Raw genomic sequence first — 22,218 nt, 5'->3', positions numbered from 1 at the left:
ATGAATACAACATTAACGTTATCGCAAAGCCAAACTGCAGTGCAACGGATTATGAAAGATGTGATGGATGCATTTCTAGCCGAGCAGTTTTTTCAATTAGATGAGCGTACGACGATATCATTATCGGCCGCATCGAATGAATGGCAGCAGCTGTTCCCTTTGTATAAAGATGCGTCCGTGTACGTTGGGAACATTGTATTCCTGATAGAAAAGTGCTACAAGCAAGGATATCAATGGGTAGCGGGTTCACCTATTTATAAAAATGAGGATGAGAAATGGGTAGAGATCAGCTCTCCTATTAAAGTCGCTCAAATGGTGCTGCGTCAAGTGCTGTCTGAGGAAGCTTATGCTCATCCAGGCGTGTCGGAGTTTTTGGCTGGTCTAGATATCGCGATTCAACAATTACATACAAGTTTGGAGCAGGCTGGGGAGGCTCTGTCCTTTACTCCTAGCTCAGCATATGAATGGTATGTGAAAGGCGAGATGATTGCTTCTTTGCGTGATCGTCCGTTTCATCCATTGTCGAAGGCCAAAATTGGCTTTACGACGGAGGATTACCAGAACTATATGGCTGAGTTTGGAAAGAAGACGGCCTTGCATTGGGTCGCGATCCACCATGAATCGATTGCAAAAGGTTCTCCTGAAGTCGTAGATGTGGACAAAGTGGAGCCCTATGATATTCTGCACGATGAGCAGAAGGCGATGATCGATCAAGAGTTAGAAAAGAAAGGGATTGCGAAAGAACAGTATACGATTATCCCTGTTCATATTTGGCAGCTGAAGCATGTCATTTTGCCTAACTTTAAGCAGGAAATAGAGGACAAGTCGATTATCGTACTTGATACACAAATCGGTGATTTCTACGCGACTTCGTCGGTTCGTTCACTAACTCCAACGACTGCATCTACAAAAATGGTAAAGCTGCCAATTAGCGTGTTATCGTTAGGGGCTGCTCGATATTTGCCTGTTGTGAAGCTGCTGAACGGAATTGTAGGAGAAAAAATGTTCCGTCAAGCGCTAGCCTGTGACGAGACACTGGCACATAAAGTGTTTTTGTGTGAAGAGAATAACTGGTGGGGTTATATGCCTCCATCGATGGGGCTGTTCGACGATCATCCTCGTCATTTGGCGGCACAAGTTAGAATTTATCCGCAGCAGTTGTTAGATGACAACTATAAGTTTCTCCCGATGTCATCGCTAGGTGTCGTACTGCCAGACCAGCATTTCTTGACAGAAATCGCAGGGGGAAGCATATCGAAAGAAGATGTCATCCAATTCTATTCGGAATTGGCTTCCACGTTCTACGATATTGTGATGAGATTGTTTAAAGTCGGCATCGTTCCTGAGATTCACGGTCAAAATTGCTGTGTCGTTCTTAAGGACAACAAAGTAAGCGGGCTGCTATTCCGTGATCATGATTCCGTACGATTGCACCATCCTTATTTAGATAAGCATGGCATTGAAGATCCGCGCTACCATATTCGACCGGGCTATTCAAATAGCTTGTACAATGAAACGCTGGAGAAATTGATATTCTATGTGCAATCTTTGGGTACACAAGTGAACCTTGCTTCCATTATAGAGGCATTATCCGAATCTTATCAGATACCGGTGAGTACGTTCTGGGACATTACAGAAGCGAAGTTGAGAGAGGCTTTACAAGTTATCGACATTCCTGAAGCGGATAGAGATGTATTGCGATATGAGCTGTTCGAAAATAAGGTGTGGCCTGCGAAATTAATTATTCGTCCGCTGCTTGAAGCGGATGGCGTCCCTGGTGCGATGCCGTCCGGCAAAGGGATAGGGTTTAATCCTTTTTATAAATAGCATTAAAGGGGAAAATTAGAAGCGTTAAATCACGTAATAAAAAGCAAATAATGAGAAAGACAAAACGTCCTAATTGAATGGTTAGGACGTTTTTCTATTTGATTTATACGGGATAGCGTCAGGAAAATCGTCTTTATGTTACAATTTCTCATTTTCCTGAAGATACCTCTTTGTGCTTGTTTAGCGAGTTGAAACGATGTTAGCTATCAATTTTTCTGTAGCAGGGCTGAGAACTTTATTTTTAAGGCGCATTAATCCAATAGGTAAAGAGGTCGAAATGTCATCGATGTTATGAATAGCGTATTGATGTGAATTGGCAACCAAATTGCCAGGTAGCATAGCAATACCAAACCCTTGTCGTACAAGATTTAAAACCATCTCCATGTTTGCTGCATCGTATTTAGAGTGTAAATGAAAGCCATGATGAAGAAAAACATGCTCTATTTTTCGCCGATATTCACACAATGGTCCAGTTAAAATGAAATTTTCATTTTCTAAATCACACATATTAATTTTCTTCTGTGCAGCTAATGGATGGTCGATTGGTAGTATCAAACAAAGCTTTTCTTCATATAGCGGATAAAATTCAAGATTTAATTCTGGTGATGGAGGGGGACATAGGGCAATATCAAGTTCGTTAGCGATAATCTGTTGACTAAATTGTTGGGTTACGCCACTTTCGATGGAAAGACAAATTTGTGGATGTTCTTTCATAAATGTTGTTAGTATGGCAATCAAATTTGTTTTGCTAATCGAATCAATGGCTCCAATCCGAATAAATCCTTTCTGACCGTTTGAAAATTCTTTTGCGGTTTCAGTGATTACATTCACTTGATTTAATAAAATGTCTGCCTGTTCTTTCACAAGTTTTCCCGCTTCGGTTAGCACCATTTGTTTTCCTTTACGCTCAAACAGTTCAATGCCGAGATTTTCTTCTAATTGATTGATGTGTAGGGTGATGGTCGATTGCGCGTATTGCAGCAGATTTGCTGCTTTTATCTGACTACCACATTCGACAACAGCTTGAAATGTCTGTAACAAACGAATTTCCATAATTCATTTCTCCTGAAGTATAATTCATTTTTGTTCATATTGAACAATATATCATCGTAAGTTACGATTTGTATAGAAGGAGATGATAACATGAAAGATTACTTTTCCGTTGATATCACAAACAGTGAGTGGAAATTGGTTATGGATGGTCTAGAACAAATTCCATTACGAAATGAGAATGGTGAACTGCGTTATGTTGTGCGATTCGCACCAGGGGCAAAATTCCCTCAACATACGCATAAGGAGACTGAGGAATTATTCGTATTAGATGGAACGCTTATTACCAATGATGTTGAGTGTGGAGCAGGTTCTTATCTCTGTTATGGACCTAATACAGAACATGAACCATGGTCTGAAAAGGGCTGTGTGGTTCTTGTAATGGAACGTAATGCTGGATAGTGTTTTTTAACAACAAAGGCTATACTCCGTCCATGCAGGTGGTTGGAGTACAGCCTTTGTTTGTTGTTCAACCAATTGAAGTACTAGGAGTGATTCGTTGCTTCCATGTCAGTCCTCTTCTTCGCTAGCAGACGGCTTAGGAACATCTTTCAATCGATAGGAAAGCAGGACATGAACATATTCGTCTTGCTCCGTTTGGCTCTCGAACGCTCCTAACTTCGCTTCTGCGAGATTAAAAGGTACTTTCGTCTCGGCTGTAGAAAGCGCTTGCGCAACATTGTGCATTTTTTCTGCCCATTCACGTGGGTCTAGTGAGCTGTGTGCGATATTAACTTGCGCTAAACTTCGCTGCTGCGTATCACCTTTGCGTAAATGTACGTCCACAACATCAATGCCTTGCTGAATAAGTCGGAGCAGTTCTTGAAGGATAAAATCAGAATTAGCCGCAGCCATGGAACGATCTAGCGTATAGCTTCCTCGGTGTGTATTATCAGTGAGATAATACTTTTCAATTAGATTTCCTTGCTGCTTCGTTTCGACTAGTTGGAGTAGGCCGTGTTCTTCTAGTTTATTGACGTGGTAGTACAGGCGGGATGGTTTCTCTTGTAGTTGTTCTGCCATTTGCTTAACGGTAACCGGTTCGTTCTTGGCAATCCTTAAAATAGCCAGCTTTCGCGGATCTAGCAGCATTTTAGCTAGCTCCATATCTTGCAAATTACGAAAATGATTCAATAAAGAGCCTCCTTATCCGGAAGAAGACGCGGCTAGTTTGCCTGTTTCTCGCGGCGTTGTAGAGCCAGTCTGTCGAAGGGCTTGATTATATTTTAGCAGAGTGAAAACGGCACATACAACAAGCATCAGCAATCAGTTGATTCGAGTGTTGTATTCATTGGAATAAGATCATAATCTGTAGCTAACAATCGATTCTCAAATCGACGCTGAAAAGGTGGAATGAAAATGCTAACAAATGAGAACAGAGGGATTTACCTTATTACAGGCGTTATGGCCTCTGGGAAATCTACAGTTGCACAGCTGCTTGCAGAAAAGTTTGAGCGCGGTGTTCATGTACGTGGAGATACATTTCGTAAAATGATCGTCAGCGGGCGAGTCGAGATGCTTCCTAACACAGAGGAAGAAGCGATTAGGCAGCTTCGTTTACGCTACCAAATTGCCGCCAACACAGCAGATACGTATTATGAGGCAGGTTTCAACGTTGTGATACAGGATGTCATCATTGGTCCGATGCTGCAAGAAATGGTCGAGCTTATTCGTAACCGTCCTCTATATGTGATCGTGTTGAACCCGTCAGAGGATGCAGTTGCGCACAGAGAGCTTACTAGAGCAAAGCAAGGGTATGGACTTTGGACGATTGCTGAACTAAATCGTTCCTTACTAGAGGAAACATCGAAGATGGGGATGTGGCTCGACACGACGAATCTATCTGCAGAGGGGACTGTAGAACAGATTTGGCAGAGGGCACGTACAGAAGCTCTTGTTTTAGCGTAGTTGAAGTTGATTAGGTTTATAGATAGAGTCAGTCAATGTCAATGTAATAAAAAGGTCAATCCATATGTGCTTATCGGTATGCTAAACTATTGAAAGCAGGTGAATACTTACTTGAGTAAGCATTTGGAGGGAACATGAAGAAGTTTAGACGATTTGGAAAGCGGTTCTTTATTTTTCTCGTTACTGTAGTCGCATTTATGTATGTGAATAATACGTCGCTATTTATGAAAGACAGTGGCAAGTCTCATGAGCTGCTAGCTCATAGAGGGTTAGGTCAAACGTTCCCGATGGAAGGAATCCAGAACGATACTTGTACGGCGGAGCGAATCTATGAACCGGAACATCCTTACCTAGATAATACGATCCCTTCGATGGAGGCAGCATTTGCAGCAGGAGCAGATACGGTAGAGCTGGATATTCAACCTACTACAGATGGTGAATTTGCTGTGTTTCATGATTGGACACTGGACTGCCGAACAGATGGCCAAGGTGTTACTAGGGAACATTCAATGGCTGAACTTAAAAAATTGGATGTTGGTTATGGCTACACAGCCGATAATGGTACGACCTATCCGTTCCGCGGTAAAGGAGTAGGGCTCATACCTACACTTGATGAAGTGTTAACGCAATTTCCAGAGCAATCTTTGCTTATTCATATAAAAAGTAATGATCCGAATGAAGGAGTGCTGCTTGCTCAATATTTATCTAAGCTCTCTACTAGCCAGTTGGAGCAGTTGGCCGTTTACGGTGGTGACGAGCCTATTGCAGCCTTAAGAGAGAAATTGCCAGACATTCGTGTGATGTCGATGGATACGATGAAAAGTTGTCTTCTTCCCTATGCAGCAGTAGGGTGGACAGGATACATGCCTGCCGCATGTGAGAATACACAGCTTCACATTCCGGAGAAGTTTGCCCCTTATCTATGGGGATTCCCAAGCAAGTTCCTCGCTAGAATGGAAGAGGCAAATACAAAAGTCATCCTCGTAGCAGGTGATGGAGGTTGGTCAGAAGGGTTTGATAAGGAACTTGATCTGGAACGGCTCCCAGAAAAGTATGCCGGCGGCATTTGGACGAATCGTATTGATGTTATAGCTCCTGCTCTGAAAGAGTGATCAGAGTAATGATTCGACGATCCCGATTTTGTTTGATTTCCTAGCAGCAATGAATAGATTATTTAATAGTGCTTACAGTGGATAAAGAACCCGGCCCATTAGTGGTCGGGTTTTTGTGTTAATGATGACCATGCATAGAATAAATAAACAGGATTAAATCTTACAGTTAAAGTCATATTAGGTCATTTATGAAAATAGTATGGGTAGGGTGATCTATCGTGTTGTACCAATCATTAAAGGAGGAATATATGTTATGAAACGGTTCGGTCGTGTTTTTTTATTTTCAATTGTAATGGTTATGGTGCTTGCTGCAGTTCCTGTTTATGCAGCATCAAGTACGTGGACGCTTGATATGCCATTATGCATGTATAACGGGAAAGTTTATAAGCAATTTCATCATTTAGCAGATGGGAAAAATGGTATAACCGTCTCAGGTACGATAACGACGAAACAAAAAAATAGTGGAGCAAGTGAGGTTCCCCGCGAAATTACTGTCTTTCTTAGGGAGGATGATGGTCATACGAATAATCTAATCGGTTCTTTTAAGGTAAAGCCATCAAGTGTAGTGGGTGGAACGGTTCATTTCAGCCAGCACTTCCCTGGAGCTAATTCGGTAGGCGACCCAGATGGCATTGGTGAATACTATCTTGTTTGGAGTAAAGGAGCGAACGATTACTGGAGAATAACAGGTACGGGAACCATTTCGAATTAATCTCATGAAATGAGCAGGACTGGTGAGATGTACTATACAATTTAAAAAGAACCGGCCTTACTTCACTAAGGCCGGTTCTTTTTTACGAGTTATTTAGCATGGATAAGCCATCGTAAACTGTTGTTGGTAGTTTTTTTGCATTTATTCATGATGTTCTTCGACTTTAACAATGACAGTGTTGGAATCAACGGTAAACCTGCGAGGCAAACTGCCTAGCTGGAAGCTTACCGAAGCAAAATTGCGCACTTTGTCAATTGGCGGTAAGCAGACCTGCTTCACTTCAAACGATACATGGACAGATTGACCTGGTGCTATCGTGCCTAACAAAATGCCTTTTTCCGGATTGGCATCTGGAGTGCAATGTCGATCTACCTTGACACTTTTCGGTACCAATTTCGTACCTTTCTGCAGTAAATCGGTCAATATAACGTTATTGGCTGCAATACTTCCCGTGTTTGTTACAGTAATCCTGAACTTGACCTTATCACCAACATAGATCTTTTCAGCATCTGATTTCTTTGTAACGGTAATCGGAAATTCCGCAACCCTAACGGCTACAGAAGTGCTTAATGGTCCTGTTTGTGCGGAATCAACGAACGCCGTATTGACAATCGTTTCTCCCGGAACTGCGGTAGGTGGTACGACAAAAGGAATGATAAGTGTGACTGCAGCTCCAATATCCTGAAATAAAACCGTACCGTTAAGGCCAAGCAGTGGATCGCTATATCGAATGTTGGACAACGGAACGTTACCTGTATTTACTCCCTGTGCCTGGAAAAATACAGTCTGACCTGGCAAGGCGATAGGTGGAAAGACCGTCTTACTAATGTCTAGTCTTGGGATAGAGGCTACAGTTACTTCCGCTGCAGCTGAAATAGGCTCTGTCTGGTCCGAGCTTAGTATCGCCGTATTGGTTAATACCGTTCCCCCAACTGCGTCGGCAGGTATCGTAAATGTGCGGGACAATATAATAAAGAAATCAGCTGGGAGGAAGTCTACCGTCTTATCAATACCAAGAAAATCATCGACAAATCTTACGTTAGTAAGTGGAATACCCGTTATGTTGCGAATTTCAAAAGTAAAGGTAACCGTTTCTCCTGGCGAAGCAACGGAAGGTTCTACCCGTTTCACCAGACTTAGTTGTAATGCTGGCAGAACGGTGAGTGAAGCCGTAGAAGAAGATGGTCCAGTTTCATTAGATGTTGCTGTAGCTGTATTAGTCAACACCGTTCCCGCAGGCACATTTGGTATCTCAAATGGAATCGGAATCGAAATGGATGAACCTGCTGGTAGAGAAAGAAGAATCGAACTGAAATTCAAGGTTGGATCGGTTATTACGACATTCGTCAAGCTGACGTTACCTGTATTTTGAACGACAATTGTTGCGATAACGGTTTGCCTTGGAGCGGCTTGTAGTGGATCGATGGTCTTGGTTATTTGTAGGCTCGGACTTGGATCAACGGTAACCGTAGTAGTGCCTTCTTCAGGGTTGGTCTGATCGGAAACGACTACTGCTGTATTGACAATTACTGATCCGTTCGCTGCATTTGCAGGAATTGTGAACTGGAACGGTAGTGTCTGACTTTGACCTGGGTTTAACGTACCGAGTTCTTGGTTGATGCCAAGTGTTTCGTCCGTTAATAGAACATTAGTTAATACAACCGTTCCCAGATTGGATACGGTAATCGAGTACGTAACCGTTTCACCCGGGGCGGCAGTAAGACGATCCGCTGTTTTTACCACCGTTAATATTGGCGGAAGCGGGTTGACAAGAACTTTGGCTGTCGCTGTCACCGAATCGGTCTGATCTGATACCGCTAGGCTAGTATTTATAATAACTGTGCCGATTGCCGCATCAGCAGGGACTGTGAAAGTAGGTGTAAAGCTTTGCGATTGGCCGATAGCAAGAGTAGGTATCACTGTATTTAGACCGAGTAAGGGATCGCGGACGTTGACGTTCGTCAAGTCCACGTTGCCTGTATTTGTAACTGTAATGGTGTACGTGATTAACTCTCCAGGTAGCGCATTATCCCGATCCGGCGTTTTCGTAATGTCAATAAGGGCAGTGTTGTTCACGGTTACCGTAGTTGTTGCTTCCTTCGGTGGAGTTTCCGTAGGGGTTACAGTAACGACGTTCGTTATCGATGAGCCACCAGCAGCCGTGCTAGGAATGACGAATGGTATCGTCTTAGTCACGGAGGCGCCTGGAGCAAGCGACGCAATTGTATTGTTAATCAAGAGTAGCGGATCGGAAACGACGACATTGGTCAATGCGAGCGTGCCTGTATTGGTGATCGTAAGGGTGAAGTTGACGGTGTCGCCCGGATTGGCTTGTGTTTGATCAACGGCCTTGCTAACGATAAAGTCAGGCTGCAATACGACGAGTGATGCATCATCGCTATCCTGTACCGTTTGCGAATCAAACGATCCAGTAACGGTAGCAATATTATTGAATGGACTGGTCGCGCTGCTTGGAACGACGAATGGGAATGTAATCGTTTGAGAATCACCAACAGCGATGGTGCCTATCGTTTGGCTTAGACCGAGTAATGGATCGGTAAGCAGCACGTTGGATAATGCGGTGTTGCCCGTATTGGTCACTTCAAATGTGTAAGTAACGGTGCTACCAATAGCCGCCTCAGCAGGAGAGACCGTTTTGATGAGAACAATGCCAGGCTGCCCGAGGACAGCTACGACCGCATCGGCTTGACTCGGACCGGTTTGATTGGTTGTCACGGTTGCAACGTTTACGATCGTATCACCTTGTACGGCAGTTATAGGGATATCGAATGGTATCGTAAGCACGACAGAGTCTCCTGGTTCAACTGTATCAAAGGTTTGATCGATGCCTAACGTAGGATCGACAATGCGCACGTTTGTGAGTGTCTCATTGCCCGCATTTGATGCTGTAAGGGTGTAAGTCACCGTATCACCAGGCGCGGCGATTTGTGGAGAGACCGTTTTTACAATAAACACATTTGGAATTGGAGTAACGACTATGGTCGCCGTGTCGGATGTTGGTGGTGTTTCATTAGAGGTAGCTGTTGTTAGGTTGGTGAAGACTGTACCGGCTGCTGTCCCAATCGGAACAAGGAACGGAGCCATAAATGTCTGAGTTTCACCGATGCCCAATGAAGGGATAACTTGAGTAAAGCCTATTAAATCATCTTTAACGGTGACATTTGTAATTGGTGCGTTGGACGTGTTGGTCACGGTAAGGGTATAGGTCACCGTATCACCAGGCGCGACACTAATTCGATCTGCTGTCTTTGTAACAGCCAAGTTGAAGGTTGGTAGTACATTGAATTGGGTCGTATCGTTTGTCGGAGGCGTCTGATCGGAAGTTCCGGTAGCGACATTGTTAATGACGGTGCCAGCAGGTGTATTTGGCGGTACGATAAATTGCGCGTTAAGGGTTACGGTTGCTGCAGCAGGTAAGCTGGACAATATATCGATAAGGCCCAGGGTTGAGTCCTCAATACGTACGTTTGTTAAAGCAAAGCTGTTCGGATTGGTAACCTTAAATGTGTAGAGTACAATATCACCAGGTAGTGCCGTTTGTTGAGATGCTATTTTGGAAAGGAGAAGAATTCCTGGTGAGGCAACTTCTAAAATGTAGTCTTCTACCTCTCCATCCGATGCAGGGCCTAAGCTCCTCGTATCTTCTGCTGCTGGTGATGCATTTTGATTGACCAAATTGTCTGTAGTCAGTCTTAGTCTCACAAAGGTTTGACCAGGAATTAACACAACGCCTACAGGTACAGTAAAAGCAATTGGTATCGTTTGAGTACCAGCGAGAGAGGGGACGATCTGAACGAATGATGCTTCGTTGCCTTCGAATATCCCGTTTGCATTGAAATCGACCCATCCATACAAGTTAGCAGCAATTCCAGTATTATTCGTTACTCTTACATTCAATGAATAACTAGTTGCATCTTGTGCAAGAACGGGCAATGGAACGGTTAAAGCGTCATCTTGAATGCCTTTTGGAATATCGTCGCCTGTCGCCGTTGGATTTTGAAGTGCATCTAGTTCTGTTGTTATTTGTGTGCCAAGGAAAAGGGCGTTGGTTGTTTGGTGGCGCGGCCCGTTGTTGCCAAGCAAGGTAGAATAATCATTCGGTGCATTCCCTGCTGCTGTATCTGGTGCATCTCCAAAGTCAACGCCTACCGTTGCAAATGGGCAGAGGGTCGCATCATTGAACTGTGTGATAACGGTCGTGGAGAATCGTGTTGAAGTTGCCGTATTTCCAGAAATGATATATCGGTATACGCCCCCATTATTATTCGCAATGGCATATATGGTACCCGTAGCATCAATGGCCAGTGCACCAAAGGAAGTAGTCGTTACAAGTGGGGTTGTCGTTAGGCTAGTGACTGCTCCTGTAGTAGGTACAATCCGCTGCACAGGTCCTGTAGGTAAAATCCCGTACAAATTTCCATCTGCCGGACGAAATACCCAGTCGCTTATGGTTGCGGTTCTGGTCAGGACAACGCCAAAATTACCAAACTGTTCTTGATACCCACTAGCAGGGCTAACTAGCTTTAAGTATGTTGCAGAATTTGGACGCAAGTCGATGACATAAAATTTTGTTCCATCATTGATATAAATATATAGAAATCCATTCAAGTCAAATGTACCGTTGTTATATCCGTCTGCAGGCAAACCGGGTGGCAGTGGGGACAATATCGTTACATTGCCACTACGATCGACACGAACAATATGATTCGTAGTCTGTTCATACCCATAAATGTAATTGTCTAATGGATTGTATCCAATTGCATTGATTTCTAAAGCTGGATTTACGATACCTTGAGAAATAGCTGCCCCTGTCACAAGGTTAATATTAAACCATTCCGTAGGGCGACCTGAAAATTGAACCATCGTCGTTGTGCAAAATAGTGGATTATCCGTGGTATCATGGCTGAAATTCTCATTTGCTATAACCGCATTTCCAGTAACCTGAGCGGCAGTAACCACGATCGTTAGTTTCCTAGGTCCATTAGATACCGTAAATCCGGAAGGTTGAGTAAACGTTGCGGGAGGGCATGTCAATCCAGGGTCAGCGACCGATTCGTATACGGTATAAGTCCCTGCTGTCGTTATTGTAAAGCTGTAGTTACCATTTGCATCTGTAATTGTGGAAGCACAAGTTCCACCTGTGTTACTGAAAAGCACGACAAACACGTTTGGTATGCCCGGTTCTCCGGGATTAAAGACGCCGTTATGGTTTAAGTCGTTAAATACGATTCCTGTAATCGTCGCTGGCATTTTGCAGTTTCGCTCCTTTCTTATTGCCGCAATTCTTACTACACAATCCGGTGATTAACTATCGCATCACTCCGCATGCGCCTATTTGTGCTGTGGATATTATATGCATCCCACACTTCACTGTGCCCATTTTCTATTTGATGAAGGAAATGATACAGATTGTTTTCACAAGTTGTTCAAATAACGGGGATAATGTAACCAAGAAATACGTTACAGAAAAAGAGGGGCAGGGACCTGTCCTTCTTTTTCTACATGGTTTGGTGGCAATTCAAGCAATTGGATCTATCAGCAAAAATAATTTCAGGCTCATCGAACGGTTATTTCGGTAGATTTGCCTGGTCATGGTCAGTCGGAAGGTTCACATATCCGATTCCATGAGTATTGGAGAGTGATTGCCTCATTGTTAGAGCATCTGAACATTTCATCTTGTACGATATGCGGGCTCTCTAAAGGAGCACGGGTTGGTCTTGATCTAGCCGATCGCCGCCCTGAAATGGTAGATGGCTTAATTATGGTGAATTCCTTTGTGCGTTTGCGACCCGATGATCGGATTGAGCGAATGAGCATTTATGGCCTGCTTGAACATCCATCTATCGTTAGAGGTTTTAAACATTCATTGAAAATGTTGATACGTTTTTGTTGAGAGGAGAAGGTGAATAAAACATGAAGCCATTTATTGTACTAGCTCATCATGAACCGCAATCTTTTGTGGTGTGCTTAAAGATGCAGCGTTCGATCTGTTTACCGAACGAGGCTATGAAACGCAGCTCTCTGATTTGTATCAGATGGCGTTTAAGCCTGTGGCGGATTGGGGTGATTTTCAATCACCGAAAAATCCAGACTATTTGAAATATGGTGCTGAACAACGCCATGCTTATGAGAATGAGAGCTTATCACCAGATATCGTGCTGGAGCAGAAGAAGTTGGCTGAGTCCGGTCTGGTCATCTTTATTTTCCCACTCTGGTGGCACTCAGTGCCGGCCATCTTGAAGGGCTGGTTCGATCGTGTGTTTGTGCCAGGCTTCGCGTACGGAAGAAACCAAACGTTTGCGAACGGCTTATTAAAAGGAAAGCGCACGATGCTTGTCTTTACAACTGGTGCAGACCCAGAACGTTATGAGGATGAAAACGATCCGGGTATTCTGGAGCATCACTTGCATGGCATAGAGCATGGAACGTTAAAGTATGTAGGAATGTGCATTGTGCCTTATTTTGCGTCATGGCAACCTGCTCATGTTTCTGCTGAGCAGTGGGAGAAGTATTTGCAACAATTTAGAGAAAGATTGATATCTGTGTTAGAGGAGTCTGAGCAGTAGTTGTGTTCGAACATACTATTCGTACCCTAATCGATGAAAACCCTATTCCAAACAATAACCGGCCTTCCAAAAGGCCGGTTATATCTTTATTCCGCATGTTCATCCACTTTTAGATGTTTGGTTCTATTTTTATGGTTGTGCGTAAGCAATTGCGTTAAAGCTTTCTGGACCAATACGGTTAACTCCAATGCCAATACCCGTTACACTTATGAAGGCCTGGTAAATTACGAAATCCGGCGTAGTTGGTACATTAAAGTCGACTGCCGTAACTGTAAAGCTAGCCGTACTCCCAATAACTGCTGGTGTCGACTCGATTCCTGAATATACAACGACTGTACCATTACGGACGATTGTAATTTGAGCCGTACCTAGTACAGCGAGCAAGACGCCAAGTGTGACGGTTGCGTTCAGGTGCACATTTACTAAACCTGGACCAGCATTCGAAATGTCCAAACCGAGTGTAGCGAACAGTGCAGGAGCTGGAGTAGCTGGAATTGCAAGAGAGTTTGCATAGCTTGCATTTTGTGAAACTTGTCCGTCTAGAAATCTTGAAGCCATTTATATCACCCCATTACTAAGATATGAGGAGTTGATAGAATTGTGTAGACAATATGGGGATGATAGGAGCATAAGTAAGAAAGACGGTCGTTACATAACGGCCGTCTTGATTTATTCGTATCAGTTTTTATTGGCATACGTTCAGAACGTTTCATTCCACAGCAACCCTATTGACCTTCTTCAATAAACTTTTTGATTCGAGTTTTTATAGCATCGCGAACGATTCTGAAGTGTGCCATGATTTCTTCTTCCGTACCTATCGTCTTGGCAGGGTCTTCGAAGCCCCAATGCCACTTTACAACATTCGTGTTGGAGATAACAGGACAATGCTCATCTGCATGCCCACAGAGGGTTACAATGTAATCAGCACGGTTTAAAATGTCTGGATTAATGACATCTGAAGTATTACTACTGATATCAATACTGGCTTCCTTCATTACTTGAACGGCTCTTGGATTTAAACCATGAGCTTCAAGACCTGCGCTTTTCACCTCATAGAATTCTCCGCCGAGTTCCTTCATAAATCCGTCTGCCATTTGACTGCGGCACGAATTACCTGTACATAAAAAGTAAATGAGTTTCTTCTCCATTTTGTATTTCTCCTTTATATCTACTAATGATTACTAATGAATGAGGCTAAGCCACAAATATAGTCCTGTTAACGTAATGAATAACACGGGTACCGTTAATACGATTCCTACTTTGAAGTAATAAGCCCATGTGATTTTTACATTCTTCTTATCGAGTACATGAAGCCACAATAGCGTAGCAAGTGAACCGATAGGTGTAATTTTTGGACCTAGATCCGAGCCTATGACATTGGCATAAATGAGTGCTTCACGCAGCACACCTTGCGTATCTGTCCCCTGAATAGCCAGCGCATCGATCATAACCGTCGGCATGTTATTCATAATAGAAGAGAGGATAGCTGCGATAAATCCGGAGCCTACTGTCGCGACAAAGAGCCCTTGATCGGCCATCCACTGAAACACTTTACCGAGCTCTTCTGTGAGTCCTACGTTACGCAGGCCATACACGACGACGTACATGCCTATAGAAAAGACGACAACAGACCATGGAGCTCCTTTAATGACCGCTCCCGTTTGAATGTCCTTACTGCTTCGAGCAAAGAAGAGGAATGCGATAGCTGCTAATCCAGCAATGATGGATACGGGAATGTGTATGAATTCACTAACCATATAGGCCATCAATAATACGGATAATACAATCCAAGAAAGCTTGAACATCCGCATATCTTTAATGGCTTCCTTTGGTTGCTTCAGCTGACTTCGATCATACGTTTTCGGGATGCTCTTGTGAAATACAAGAAACAGGACGAGCAAGCTTCCTGCAATAGAAAAGAAAGTTGGAACAATCATTCGACTCGCATATTCAGCGAATCCAATGCCAAAGAAATCAGCCGATACGATATTAACCAAGTTACTAACGATAAGTGGTAATGATGCGGTATCCGAGATAAATCCACTAGCCATAATGAACGGTAGAATCATTTTGTCGTCAAATTTGAGAGCTCTGACCATAGCAAGGACGATCGGTGTCAGAATAAGAGCCGCTCCATCGTTTGCAAAAAAGGCAGCCACAGCAGCTCCTAACAAAACAACATACGTAAACATTAGATGACCGTTTCCTTTAGCTATACGCGCCATATGAAGGGCAGCCCATTCAAAGAAACCGATCTCGTCCAGAATAAGAGAAATGAGAATAATAGCAACAAAGGCGAGTGTTGCATTCCATACGATGTCGGTAACATCCCACACATCCTGAAAGGTGACGACGCCAAATAGCAGAGCTAAGGCAGCACCACCAGCAGCAGAATATCCGATGTTTAGCCCTTTAGGCTGCCAGATAACGAAAATAAGTGTAATCATAAAAATAAGAGATGCAATTACTAACATGTGTTCCTCCTTGTTTACTTACAACAGTTAGGATTAAATTTATTTAGTTGCTCTTTCATGGAAGGCAATTCTTCAAGAATACCGTGTAAATGCGGCTTATCATCCATATTCAACGAATAGTAAATCCACTGACTACGCCTAGTTTCTATCACAAGCCCACCATTTTTAAGCTTTTTCAAATGCTGACTAATATTAGGCTGTGTCGTTTGCAAAATATCGACGATATCACAAACACACATTTCTTTCTCTTTTAGCAGGGCAAGAATGGTCAATCGTGTTTTATCAGCTAACAGTTTCATCGTCTCAACAAGAGAATCCGTCGTTTCTGTCACAATAGACACTCCTTTCACAATAAAATTGGACGTTAAGGTTCTTACAATTCGGGTAATCTTAATCCAGAGATTATTATACACAGATCATTATATAAGTAAATGATTATATTAGTGATTGCTTATATATGAGCATGTGAAGTTACGATTGATTATATTAATCAAATAAAATTGATTAAATGTTGACTTAAATAAAAATTGGATGTTATGATACCAAACATAAATCAAAAAAAATTGATGAATTGTATATTAAAAGAGAGGAGAAAAGAGGATGGTTAAAGAGCTTTCCATTGTACAACAACAATCATCGACAGTCGATTTCGCTAAATACGAGGCCAAGTTCAAAGCACTTGCCGATCAAAAACGACTGCAGATTATGTATGAGCTCACACAGAGAGGAAATACATGTGTGTGTGATCTTGCTGATATTTTCGATATGCAGCAGTCTAAACTGTCGTATCATTTGAAAATCTTACTGGATGCTGGTTTGATTCGGAAAGAAACGAAAGGTACCTGGAGTTACTACGAACTTAACCAAGTGGAAGTTAACAATCTTCTTTCGCCAGAGCTATGCTGTATTTTTCGTTTAAATGATGTTAATTCAGGCGATTGTTGCTAATCGCTTTTATTTTACATAATTAATCAAAAAAAATTGATTAATAGTATCTGGAAGTTAAAAAGTGCACGAAATAAACAATACGAGCATGGAGGGTCTGAATCATGAATAAATGTTGTAGTGCATTGCCAGTAGCAATCATTGGTGGAGGTCCTGTAGGTCTGGCGGCAGCAGCTCACTTGCTTTCTAAAGGGGAATCTTTCATTTTATTTGAGGCATCCAATGAGATAGCAGGAAATATCCAGCGATGGAGTCATGTACGTCTATTCTCTCCATGGCAATTTAATATAGATAAAGCAGCTAAACTGTTACTTGAGGAAAGTGGTTGGAAGACACCGATTCTTACTGATATTCCAACTGGTGGTGAGCTAGTAGAGCAGTACCTTGCTCCACTTTCTAATCTGCCGATCATGAACCCACATATCCACGTTTATGCAAAAGTTACTGCCGTAAGTCGTAAAGGCTTAAGTAAAGTTAAGACAGCCGGACGTGTTCAACTGCCATTTCTACTACATGTTACGGAAAATGGTGAAAGAAAAGCGTTTGAAGCAAAGGCTGTCATTGATGCATCTGGCACTTGGGCAACTCCTAATCCTGCTGTTTCCAATGGGATATGGACGGAGAACGAGCTCGCACTGAAAGATCAAATCATTTACGGAATCCCTGATGTAGTCGGTCAGCAAAGAGAACGTTATGCTGGTAAACACGTACTTGTTGTTGGAAGTGGACATTCTGCGATCAATGCACTATTAGATCTTGAAAAGCTTAAGGAACAGGAGCCAGATACAACCATCTCTTGGATCATTCGCAAATCCCAAGTAAACGAAGTGTACGGAGGGCAAGAAAAGGACAGTCTTCGTGTACGTGGAGAGCTCGGTATACGTTTGGAGAATCTTGTCCGTTCCAGCAAAGTACATGTGTACCCATCCTTCATGATTGAGAACTTCGAAAAATCAAGAGGTCAGATTCATGTAGTTGGATATAGTAACGGTCAGATCATCCAAATTGATTCAATCGATGAAGTTATTAGTAATACGGGATCTCGCCCGGATATGAGCTTTCTTCGTGAAGTCAGAACGGATATCGATTCTGCAATTGAGAGTGTTGGTGCAATCGCTCCATTGATTGACCCTAATCTTCATAGTTGTGGTACCGTAAGGCCGCATGGAGAGAAGGAATTGCGTCAACCTGAACAGAACTTTTACATCGTTGGATCGAAAAGCTATGGTCGCGCACCAACGTTTCTGATGACAACTGGCTACGAGCAGGTTAGGTCTATTGTGGCCGCTCTTACAGGTGACTGGGAAGCCGCTGAAAAGGTGGAATTAGAACTGCCGGAAACAGGAGTATGTAACTTAAGTCTTTCCCGTGAAGAAAGCTGCTGTGAGACAGAGGAATCCGACCGAGAAAAACCGATTGAAAGTACTTGCTGTACAGTTAATCCAAATGAAAGCAAGAACCAATCATCATCCTGCTGTTGATCATCCCATGGGAAGGGGAAGCATTATGAAGATCGAGGTACGAAGAGCCACGATAGAGGACGCAGCTGAATTAGCCGATATTTATAACTATAATATTGTTCATGAGCGAAACTCGACATTTGAGAGCGAACCGAAAACGATTGAAAACAGAGTGAAGTGGATTGAGGACTCAGGGAATCAATATCCTATTTTAGTTGGCGTTAGCGATAATGTAATAGTGGGCACAGCTTATGTTTCCTCATACCGTGAAACAAGAGCATGCTATAAAGGCGTAGGGGAATTCTCGATTTACATTCACCAGAATTACAGAGGAAAAGGAATAGGCAAGCAACTTCTAGGCGCACTTATAGAGGAATGTGAGAAGCTTCATTACTGGAAACTGCTTTCGCGTATCTTTGACTACAATATAGGGAGCCGACAGTTGTGTAATAGTTTGGGTTTCAGAGAAGTTGGCGTGTATGAAAAGCATAGTCAACTAGATGGTAAATGGCTTGATGTTGTAATTGTTGAGAAGTTGTTTCCAAATAATTTGCAGATCTAAAAAAAAGCATCTTATGAAGCATGGCCGCAAATTCTCATTAAAGAATTTTTTGAAATATATGATATGTATTTCAAAAAAAGTTGGAGTTAGTAGAGAACTGTAGAGCTGAATTGCCCACTGGAAACTGACCGATGCCTGATTCTGCATCATTTCGATTCTACAATATCTACTAATTTTAAAAGATAACTCAGATATCGTTCAATATAATAATCAACCAACTACCGATGGGGGCGGCAGTTGGCTGTTTAATGAGGGGTTAGTCAATTGTCTACCTTAATGGGGAGGGTGAATGAAGGTAGAGTGGGGAAGGGCTGCAATTTATTTAGCAACCTTTTCAATCCATTCATTATTTACAACGGACTGGAAATCGAGCTTCTTCTTAATAAAGCCATGCTCTAGCAATTGATCAGCAGATTGCTGCTGAGCTTGCAAGGCTTCGTTTGTGTATCCAGACACGGTAAATGATAAATTCGCAACGAGAGATTTCATGATATCTTTTGGTATTTTTACTCGATCCGCGAAGATTGCAGCTGTTTCTTCTTGATTAGTATTCATCCAGTCAATAGCTCTCTTGTAAGACTTCAAGAAAGTAGTAACGACTTTGGGATGCTCGTTAAGAAACTCGGTGCGGCCGATCAAGGAGGAAGGGGCCAATATGTTGTCTTCGTCCCATGCGATCGTACGCGCCTTATTCGTTTTGGTTAAATTCGTAATATGGGGGTCCCAAGTTCCCCACGCATCCAATTGTCCGCTGGCAAACGCTGCTGCGCCATCGTCTGGCTGCAAGTTAATAAGTTCGACATCATCGATAGATAGACCGTATGTAGCGAGCACTTTTAGAAGATAGACGTGTGCCGTTGTACCTTTGGCGAGTCCAACTTTCTTTCCTTTCAAGTCTTTAACGCTTTGAATGGGGCTATCTGGTGGAACGAGTATGGCGTTAAACTTGGCTCCTTTGGATAGCAAGGCGATAACTTGAAAAGGCAGCCCAGCCGATGCTCCGCTAATGGTTGCTCCATCTCCTAGTAGAGATAGATCCACACGTTTCGCAGACAATGATTCGAGTATAGGAGGGCCACTAGAGAACTCACTCCATACGACTTCTGCATTCAATGCTTTAAATTCCTCTTCCAACCAGCCCTTATTTTTTAAAATGACAAGCGCGTTGAGGCTCCCATTGATCGCTACATTGACCTTGATTTTTTCCTTAGCTGCTACACCATCAGCAGCTGTAGAACTAGCCTTATTGCCGCCGGTATCTGAGCAGCCAGCCGCGAGTATAAGAAGAAGCACTGCGAAACTGATGACATAAGCAGCTTTCGTTTGCTTAGATTTTTTCATAGGCGGCATCTCCGTTTCCGTTTCTCACATGACATATTACATGAAAAGTTCTATACGTTTAATAAGCGTTTAATATGGTATGTCGCCTACAATGGAGACTCTTTCAACAACGCGACGATTCGGGAAATAGTCCGATACGGCATAATGCTGTGTCGCTCGGTTATCCCAAAATGCAATCGTATTTGCTTGCCATTTATAACGAATTTGATATTCAGGTGTATGTGCCTGCTGAAATAAATATTGGAGCAGCTGTTCGCTTTCTTCAGGCTCTAATCCAACAATGCGAATGGTGAACGCTGCATTGACGAATAACGTTTTACGGCCTGTTTCTGGGTGGGTGCGTACAATTGGATGTTCAGCAGCAGGATATTCGTCTTGTTTAATGACTAACAAATCTGGAGAAAGGCGACGCCCGAATGTCGGCGTGAAATCATGTATGGCTGTGAGCCCATCAATCCTCTCCTTAATATCATCCGGCAAATTATCGTAGGCAGCGGCTGTATCTGCCCACAGTGTATCTCCGCCATATGTAGGGGCTTCGACCATCCGGAGCACGGCACCAAGCGCAGGGTTGAGACGCCATGTGACATCGGTATGCCATATATTTTCCATCCCAGTTACTTTCTCATCTTTCGCAAACCGAGCTATTGCTTCCTGATCGCCTTGCGGCAAGAAAGGATGGGATTCCAAATCGCCCCATTGTTTCGCAAATGCAACATGTTGCTCGCTTGTAATGTCCTGATTGCGGAAGAAGAGCACCTTCCACTCAAGCAAGGCACGGTTTATCTCTGCTTTTACTTCGGGTAGCAGGGGAGTTCTAAAATCAATTCCTTCAATCTCTGCACCAATTAGCGGACCGAGCGGCTTAAGCTGAAACAGGTTATACGGAGGGCTTTCCTGTCCTTCTGGCAGACGATGCAGCTTACGGGCACCGGATATTTTATTTCTTTCAGGAAGGTAGTCTCTGGATAACGTTTCAATAATATCGATTTGTTGTGTCATCATCATCACTCCTGATCGTTAATAGTAGGTAACAGACGAATTGGACTTTTTAATTCGTAATACGAAGTGTGGAAAACAAAAAAAGATCCAACATACATGTTGGTCAACATGTACGTTGAATCTCTGGTCGTCCAGTGGATTCATCGCTCGTATCGTTTTCAGTTCACTACGTAACTAATTAGCCAGTCTATATTTGAATAGGGAAATGATACCAACTGGATCGAGGTGTGTCAATCGTTAATTCAAATTAATCCGATTATAATACAAGGATATTGACAGTGGGATAGGGCGATGCTAAAATCTCCTGAAACGAACTGGCCCTATACGATTGGAATGAAATAGTTACCGAATCGACTAGACATCTAGAGATTCATCAACGAGCAAGCCTGAAATTAGGCTGTACCGTTGGTGGGTCTCTTTTTATTTTTGATAAGAAGGGGAGGAAGCGGATTATGTCAAATGCAATGCTGGAATTATCGGAGTTAAATAAAACATTTTATTCCGCTGATACAACGACGCATGTTCTGGATCATATTCATTTAACGATTAAAACAGGTGAATTTATAACGTTAATTGGACCGAGCGGGTGTGGCAAAAGCACACTGCTCAAAATCATTGCCGGTCTAGATGTGGATTATACGGGGGAAGTGCTGCTCGCGGGTGAACCAGTGAAAGCTCCTTCTCAAGAAAAAGGTTTTATTTTTCAAGAACATCGCTTGTTCCCATGGTTGACGGTGGAGCAAAATATAGCGGCTGAGCTTTCGTTAAAGGATGCTTCCATTAGACAAAAAGTAGATGAGCTAATCTCGCTCGTAAAGTTGAATGGCTTTGAAAAGAGTTATCCGAAGCAGCTATCAGGCGGTATGTCACAGCGAGTTGCCATCGCACGGGCACTGCTGCGGAGTCCAAAGGTGCTATTGTTGGATGAGCCATTTGGTGCTTTAGATGCCTTTACCCGTAATCACATGCAGGAGGCCTTGCTAGATATTTGGAGAAGCAATCGCACAACTATGGTGCTAGTCACTCATGATATCGATGAGTCGTTATTTTTATCAAATCGGGTTATTGTGCTGGATACAAAACCCGGAAGAATTAAGGCAAACATCCCTATTGATCTGCCTTACCCACGCAAGCGCTCAGGCAAAGCTTTTCAAGAGCTAAGGGCGAAGCTCATCGCTCTGTTGGAGCATGAAACAGTCGATAAACAGGATTGGCAAATATAACTTCAGAAGAATGGA

The 22,218-nt window shown here is 42.9% G+C and carries 19 protein-coding genes and 1 pseudogene; 11 read left to right on the top strand and 9 right to left on the bottom strand.

The features are described from left to right. Entirely contained in the window at positions 1-1,827 is a 1,827-nt protein-coding gene (locus tag IFO66_RS13100; RefSeq protein ID WP_192025572.1) for an IucA/IucC family protein, read from the top strand. A 180-nt stretch (positions 1,828-2,007) separates the two neighbouring features. Here IFO66_RS13100 and IFO66_RS13095 read toward each other — a convergent pair whose 3' ends face one another. Further along, entirely contained in the window at positions 2,008-2,880 is an 873-nt protein-coding gene (locus IFO66_RS13095) for a LysR family transcriptional regulator (RefSeq protein WP_192025571.1), read from the bottom strand. A gap of 90 nt (positions 2,881-2,970) precedes the next feature. Here IFO66_RS13095 and IFO66_RS13090 point away from each other — a divergent pair, with 90 nt between their 5' ends. Then, complete coding sequence (locus IFO66_RS13090; protein ID WP_192025570.1) at positions 2,971-3,279, top strand: cupin domain-containing protein; 309 nt, start codon at positions 2,971-2,973, stop codon at positions 3,277-3,279. 108 nt (positions 3,280-3,387) lie between these two features. On the opposite strand, the gene IFO66_RS13085 is transcribed toward IFO66_RS13090, so the two are convergent. Then, a complete protein-coding gene (locus IFO66_RS13085; protein WP_225445744.1) occupies positions 3,388-4,011 on the bottom strand; it encodes a helix-turn-helix domain-containing protein in 624 nt (207 codons plus the stop codon). A gap of 225 nt (positions 4,012-4,236) precedes the next feature. Between IFO66_RS13085 and IFO66_RS13080 the strand changes: the two genes are divergently transcribed. The 3 genes from IFO66_RS13080 to IFO66_RS13070 all read left to right on the top strand — a co-directional run bounded on the left by IFO66_RS13080 (position 4,237) and on the right by IFO66_RS13070 (position 6,609). After that, on the top strand, positions 4,237-4,785 hold the full coding sequence (locus IFO66_RS13080) for an AAA family ATPase (protein ID WP_192025569.1): 549 nt from the start codon (positions 4,237-4,239) through the stop codon (positions 4,783-4,785). Between the two features lie 134 nt (positions 4,786-4,919). Next, positions 4,920-5,897: a glycerophosphodiester phosphodiesterase family protein gene (locus tag IFO66_RS13075; RefSeq protein ID WP_192025568.1), complete on the top strand. Its 978-nt coding sequence runs from the start codon at positions 4,920-4,922 to the stop codon at positions 5,895-5,897. Between the two features lie 253 nt (positions 5,898-6,150). Then, positions 6,151-6,609, top strand: coding sequence for a hypothetical protein (locus IFO66_RS13070; protein WP_028596464.1), 459 nt, complete (start codon positions 6,151-6,153; stop codon positions 6,607-6,609). A 141-nt stretch (positions 6,610-6,750) separates the two neighbouring features. Here IFO66_RS13070 and IFO66_RS13065 read toward each other — a convergent pair whose 3' ends face one another. Continuing rightward, positions 6,751-11,880, bottom strand: a complete 5,130-nt coding sequence (locus tag IFO66_RS13065; protein ID WP_192025567.1) for a DUF7507 domain-containing protein — start codon at positions 11,878-11,880, stop codon at positions 6,751-6,753. A gap of 316 nt (positions 11,881-12,196) precedes the next feature. Here IFO66_RS13065 and IFO66_RS13060 point away from each other — a divergent pair. Continuing rightward, positions 12,197-12,523 (top strand): annotated as a pseudogene (locus IFO66_RS13060) (alpha/beta fold hydrolase); the annotation flags it as partial. A gap of 70 nt (positions 12,524-12,593) precedes the next feature. After that, the gene (locus IFO66_RS13055; protein WP_192025565.1) at positions 12,594-13,196 is read left to right on the top strand and encodes an NAD(P)H-dependent oxidoreductase; all 603 of its coding nucleotides are present in this window, start codon (positions 12,594-12,596) and stop codon (positions 13,194-13,196) included. A gap of 129 nt (positions 13,197-13,325) precedes the next feature. Here the strand turns inward: IFO66_RS13055 and IFO66_RS13050 are convergent, their stop codons facing one another. From IFO66_RS13050 to IFO66_RS13035, 4 genes are all read right to left on the bottom strand, one after another. Next, positions 13,326-13,754: a hypothetical protein gene (locus IFO66_RS13050; RefSeq protein WP_192025564.1), complete on the bottom strand. Its 429-nt coding sequence runs from the start codon at positions 13,752-13,754 to the stop codon at positions 13,326-13,328. Positions 13,755-13,921: 167 nt separating this feature from the next. Continuing rightward, positions 13,922-14,344, bottom strand: a complete 423-nt coding sequence (arsC, locus tag IFO66_RS13045) for an arsenate reductase (thioredoxin) (RefSeq protein ID WP_192025563.1) — start codon at positions 14,342-14,344, stop codon at positions 13,922-13,924. Positions 14,345-14,377: 33 nt separating this feature from the next. After that, entirely contained in the window at positions 14,378-15,670 is a 1,293-nt protein-coding gene (locus tag IFO66_RS13040) for an arsenic transporter (RefSeq protein ID WP_192025562.1), read from the bottom strand. 14 nt (positions 15,671-15,684) lie between these two features. Continuing rightward, entirely contained in the window at positions 15,685-15,969 is a 285-nt protein-coding gene (locus IFO66_RS13035; RefSeq protein ID WP_192025624.1) for an ArsR/SmtB family transcription factor, read from the bottom strand. Positions 15,970-16,270: 301 nt separating this feature from the next. Between IFO66_RS13035 and IFO66_RS13030 the strand changes: the two genes are divergently transcribed. From IFO66_RS13030 to IFO66_RS13020, 3 genes are all read left to right on the top strand, one after another. Further along, positions 16,271-16,618 carry an ArsR/SmtB family transcription factor gene (locus tag IFO66_RS13030; protein WP_192025561.1) on the top strand — a complete coding sequence of 116 codons (348 nt, stop codon included), beginning with the start codon at positions 16,271-16,273 and terminating at the stop codon, positions 16,616-16,618. 101 nt (positions 16,619-16,719) lie between these two features. Then, positions 16,720-18,096, top strand: coding sequence for an NAD(P)-binding domain-containing protein (locus IFO66_RS13025; RefSeq protein WP_192025560.1), 1,377 nt, complete (start codon positions 16,720-16,722; stop codon positions 18,094-18,096). Positions 18,097-18,121: 25 nt separating this feature from the next. Then, positions 18,122-18,637, top strand: a complete 516-nt coding sequence (locus IFO66_RS13020) for an arsinothricin resistance N-acetyltransferase ArsN1 family A (protein WP_192025559.1) — start codon at positions 18,122-18,124, stop codon at positions 18,635-18,637. 318 nt (positions 18,638-18,955) lie between these two features. Here IFO66_RS13020 and IFO66_RS13015 read toward each other — a convergent pair whose 3' ends face one another. Beyond that, complete coding sequence (locus IFO66_RS13015; RefSeq protein WP_192025558.1) at positions 18,956-19,978, bottom strand: aliphatic sulfonate ABC transporter substrate-binding protein; 1,023 nt, start codon at positions 19,976-19,978, stop codon at positions 18,956-18,958. A gap of 69 nt (positions 19,979-20,047) precedes the next feature. Continuing rightward, positions 20,048-20,980 (bottom strand): TauD/TfdA dioxygenase family protein, encoded by a 933-nt coding sequence (locus tag IFO66_RS13010; protein WP_192025557.1) that lies wholly within the window; start codon positions 20,978-20,980, stop codon positions 20,048-20,050. A 452-nt stretch (positions 20,981-21,432) separates the two neighbouring features. Between IFO66_RS13010 and IFO66_RS13005 the strand changes: the two genes are divergently transcribed. Further along, positions 21,433-22,203 carry an ABC transporter ATP-binding protein gene (locus IFO66_RS13005; RefSeq protein ID WP_192025556.1) on the top strand — a complete coding sequence of 257 codons (771 nt, stop codon included), beginning with the start codon at positions 21,433-21,435 and terminating at the stop codon, positions 22,201-22,203. Positions 22,204-22,218 lie beyond the last annotated feature (15 nt).

Source organism: Paenibacillus arenosi (assembly GCF_014841135.1).
Taxonomy (GTDB): Bacteria; Bacillota; Bacilli; order Paenibacillales; family Paenibacillaceae; genus Paenibacillus_B; species Paenibacillus_B arenosi.
The sequence above is the reverse complement of the archived record's forward strand: the minus strand, read 5'-3'. Positions and strand labels throughout refer to the sequence as shown.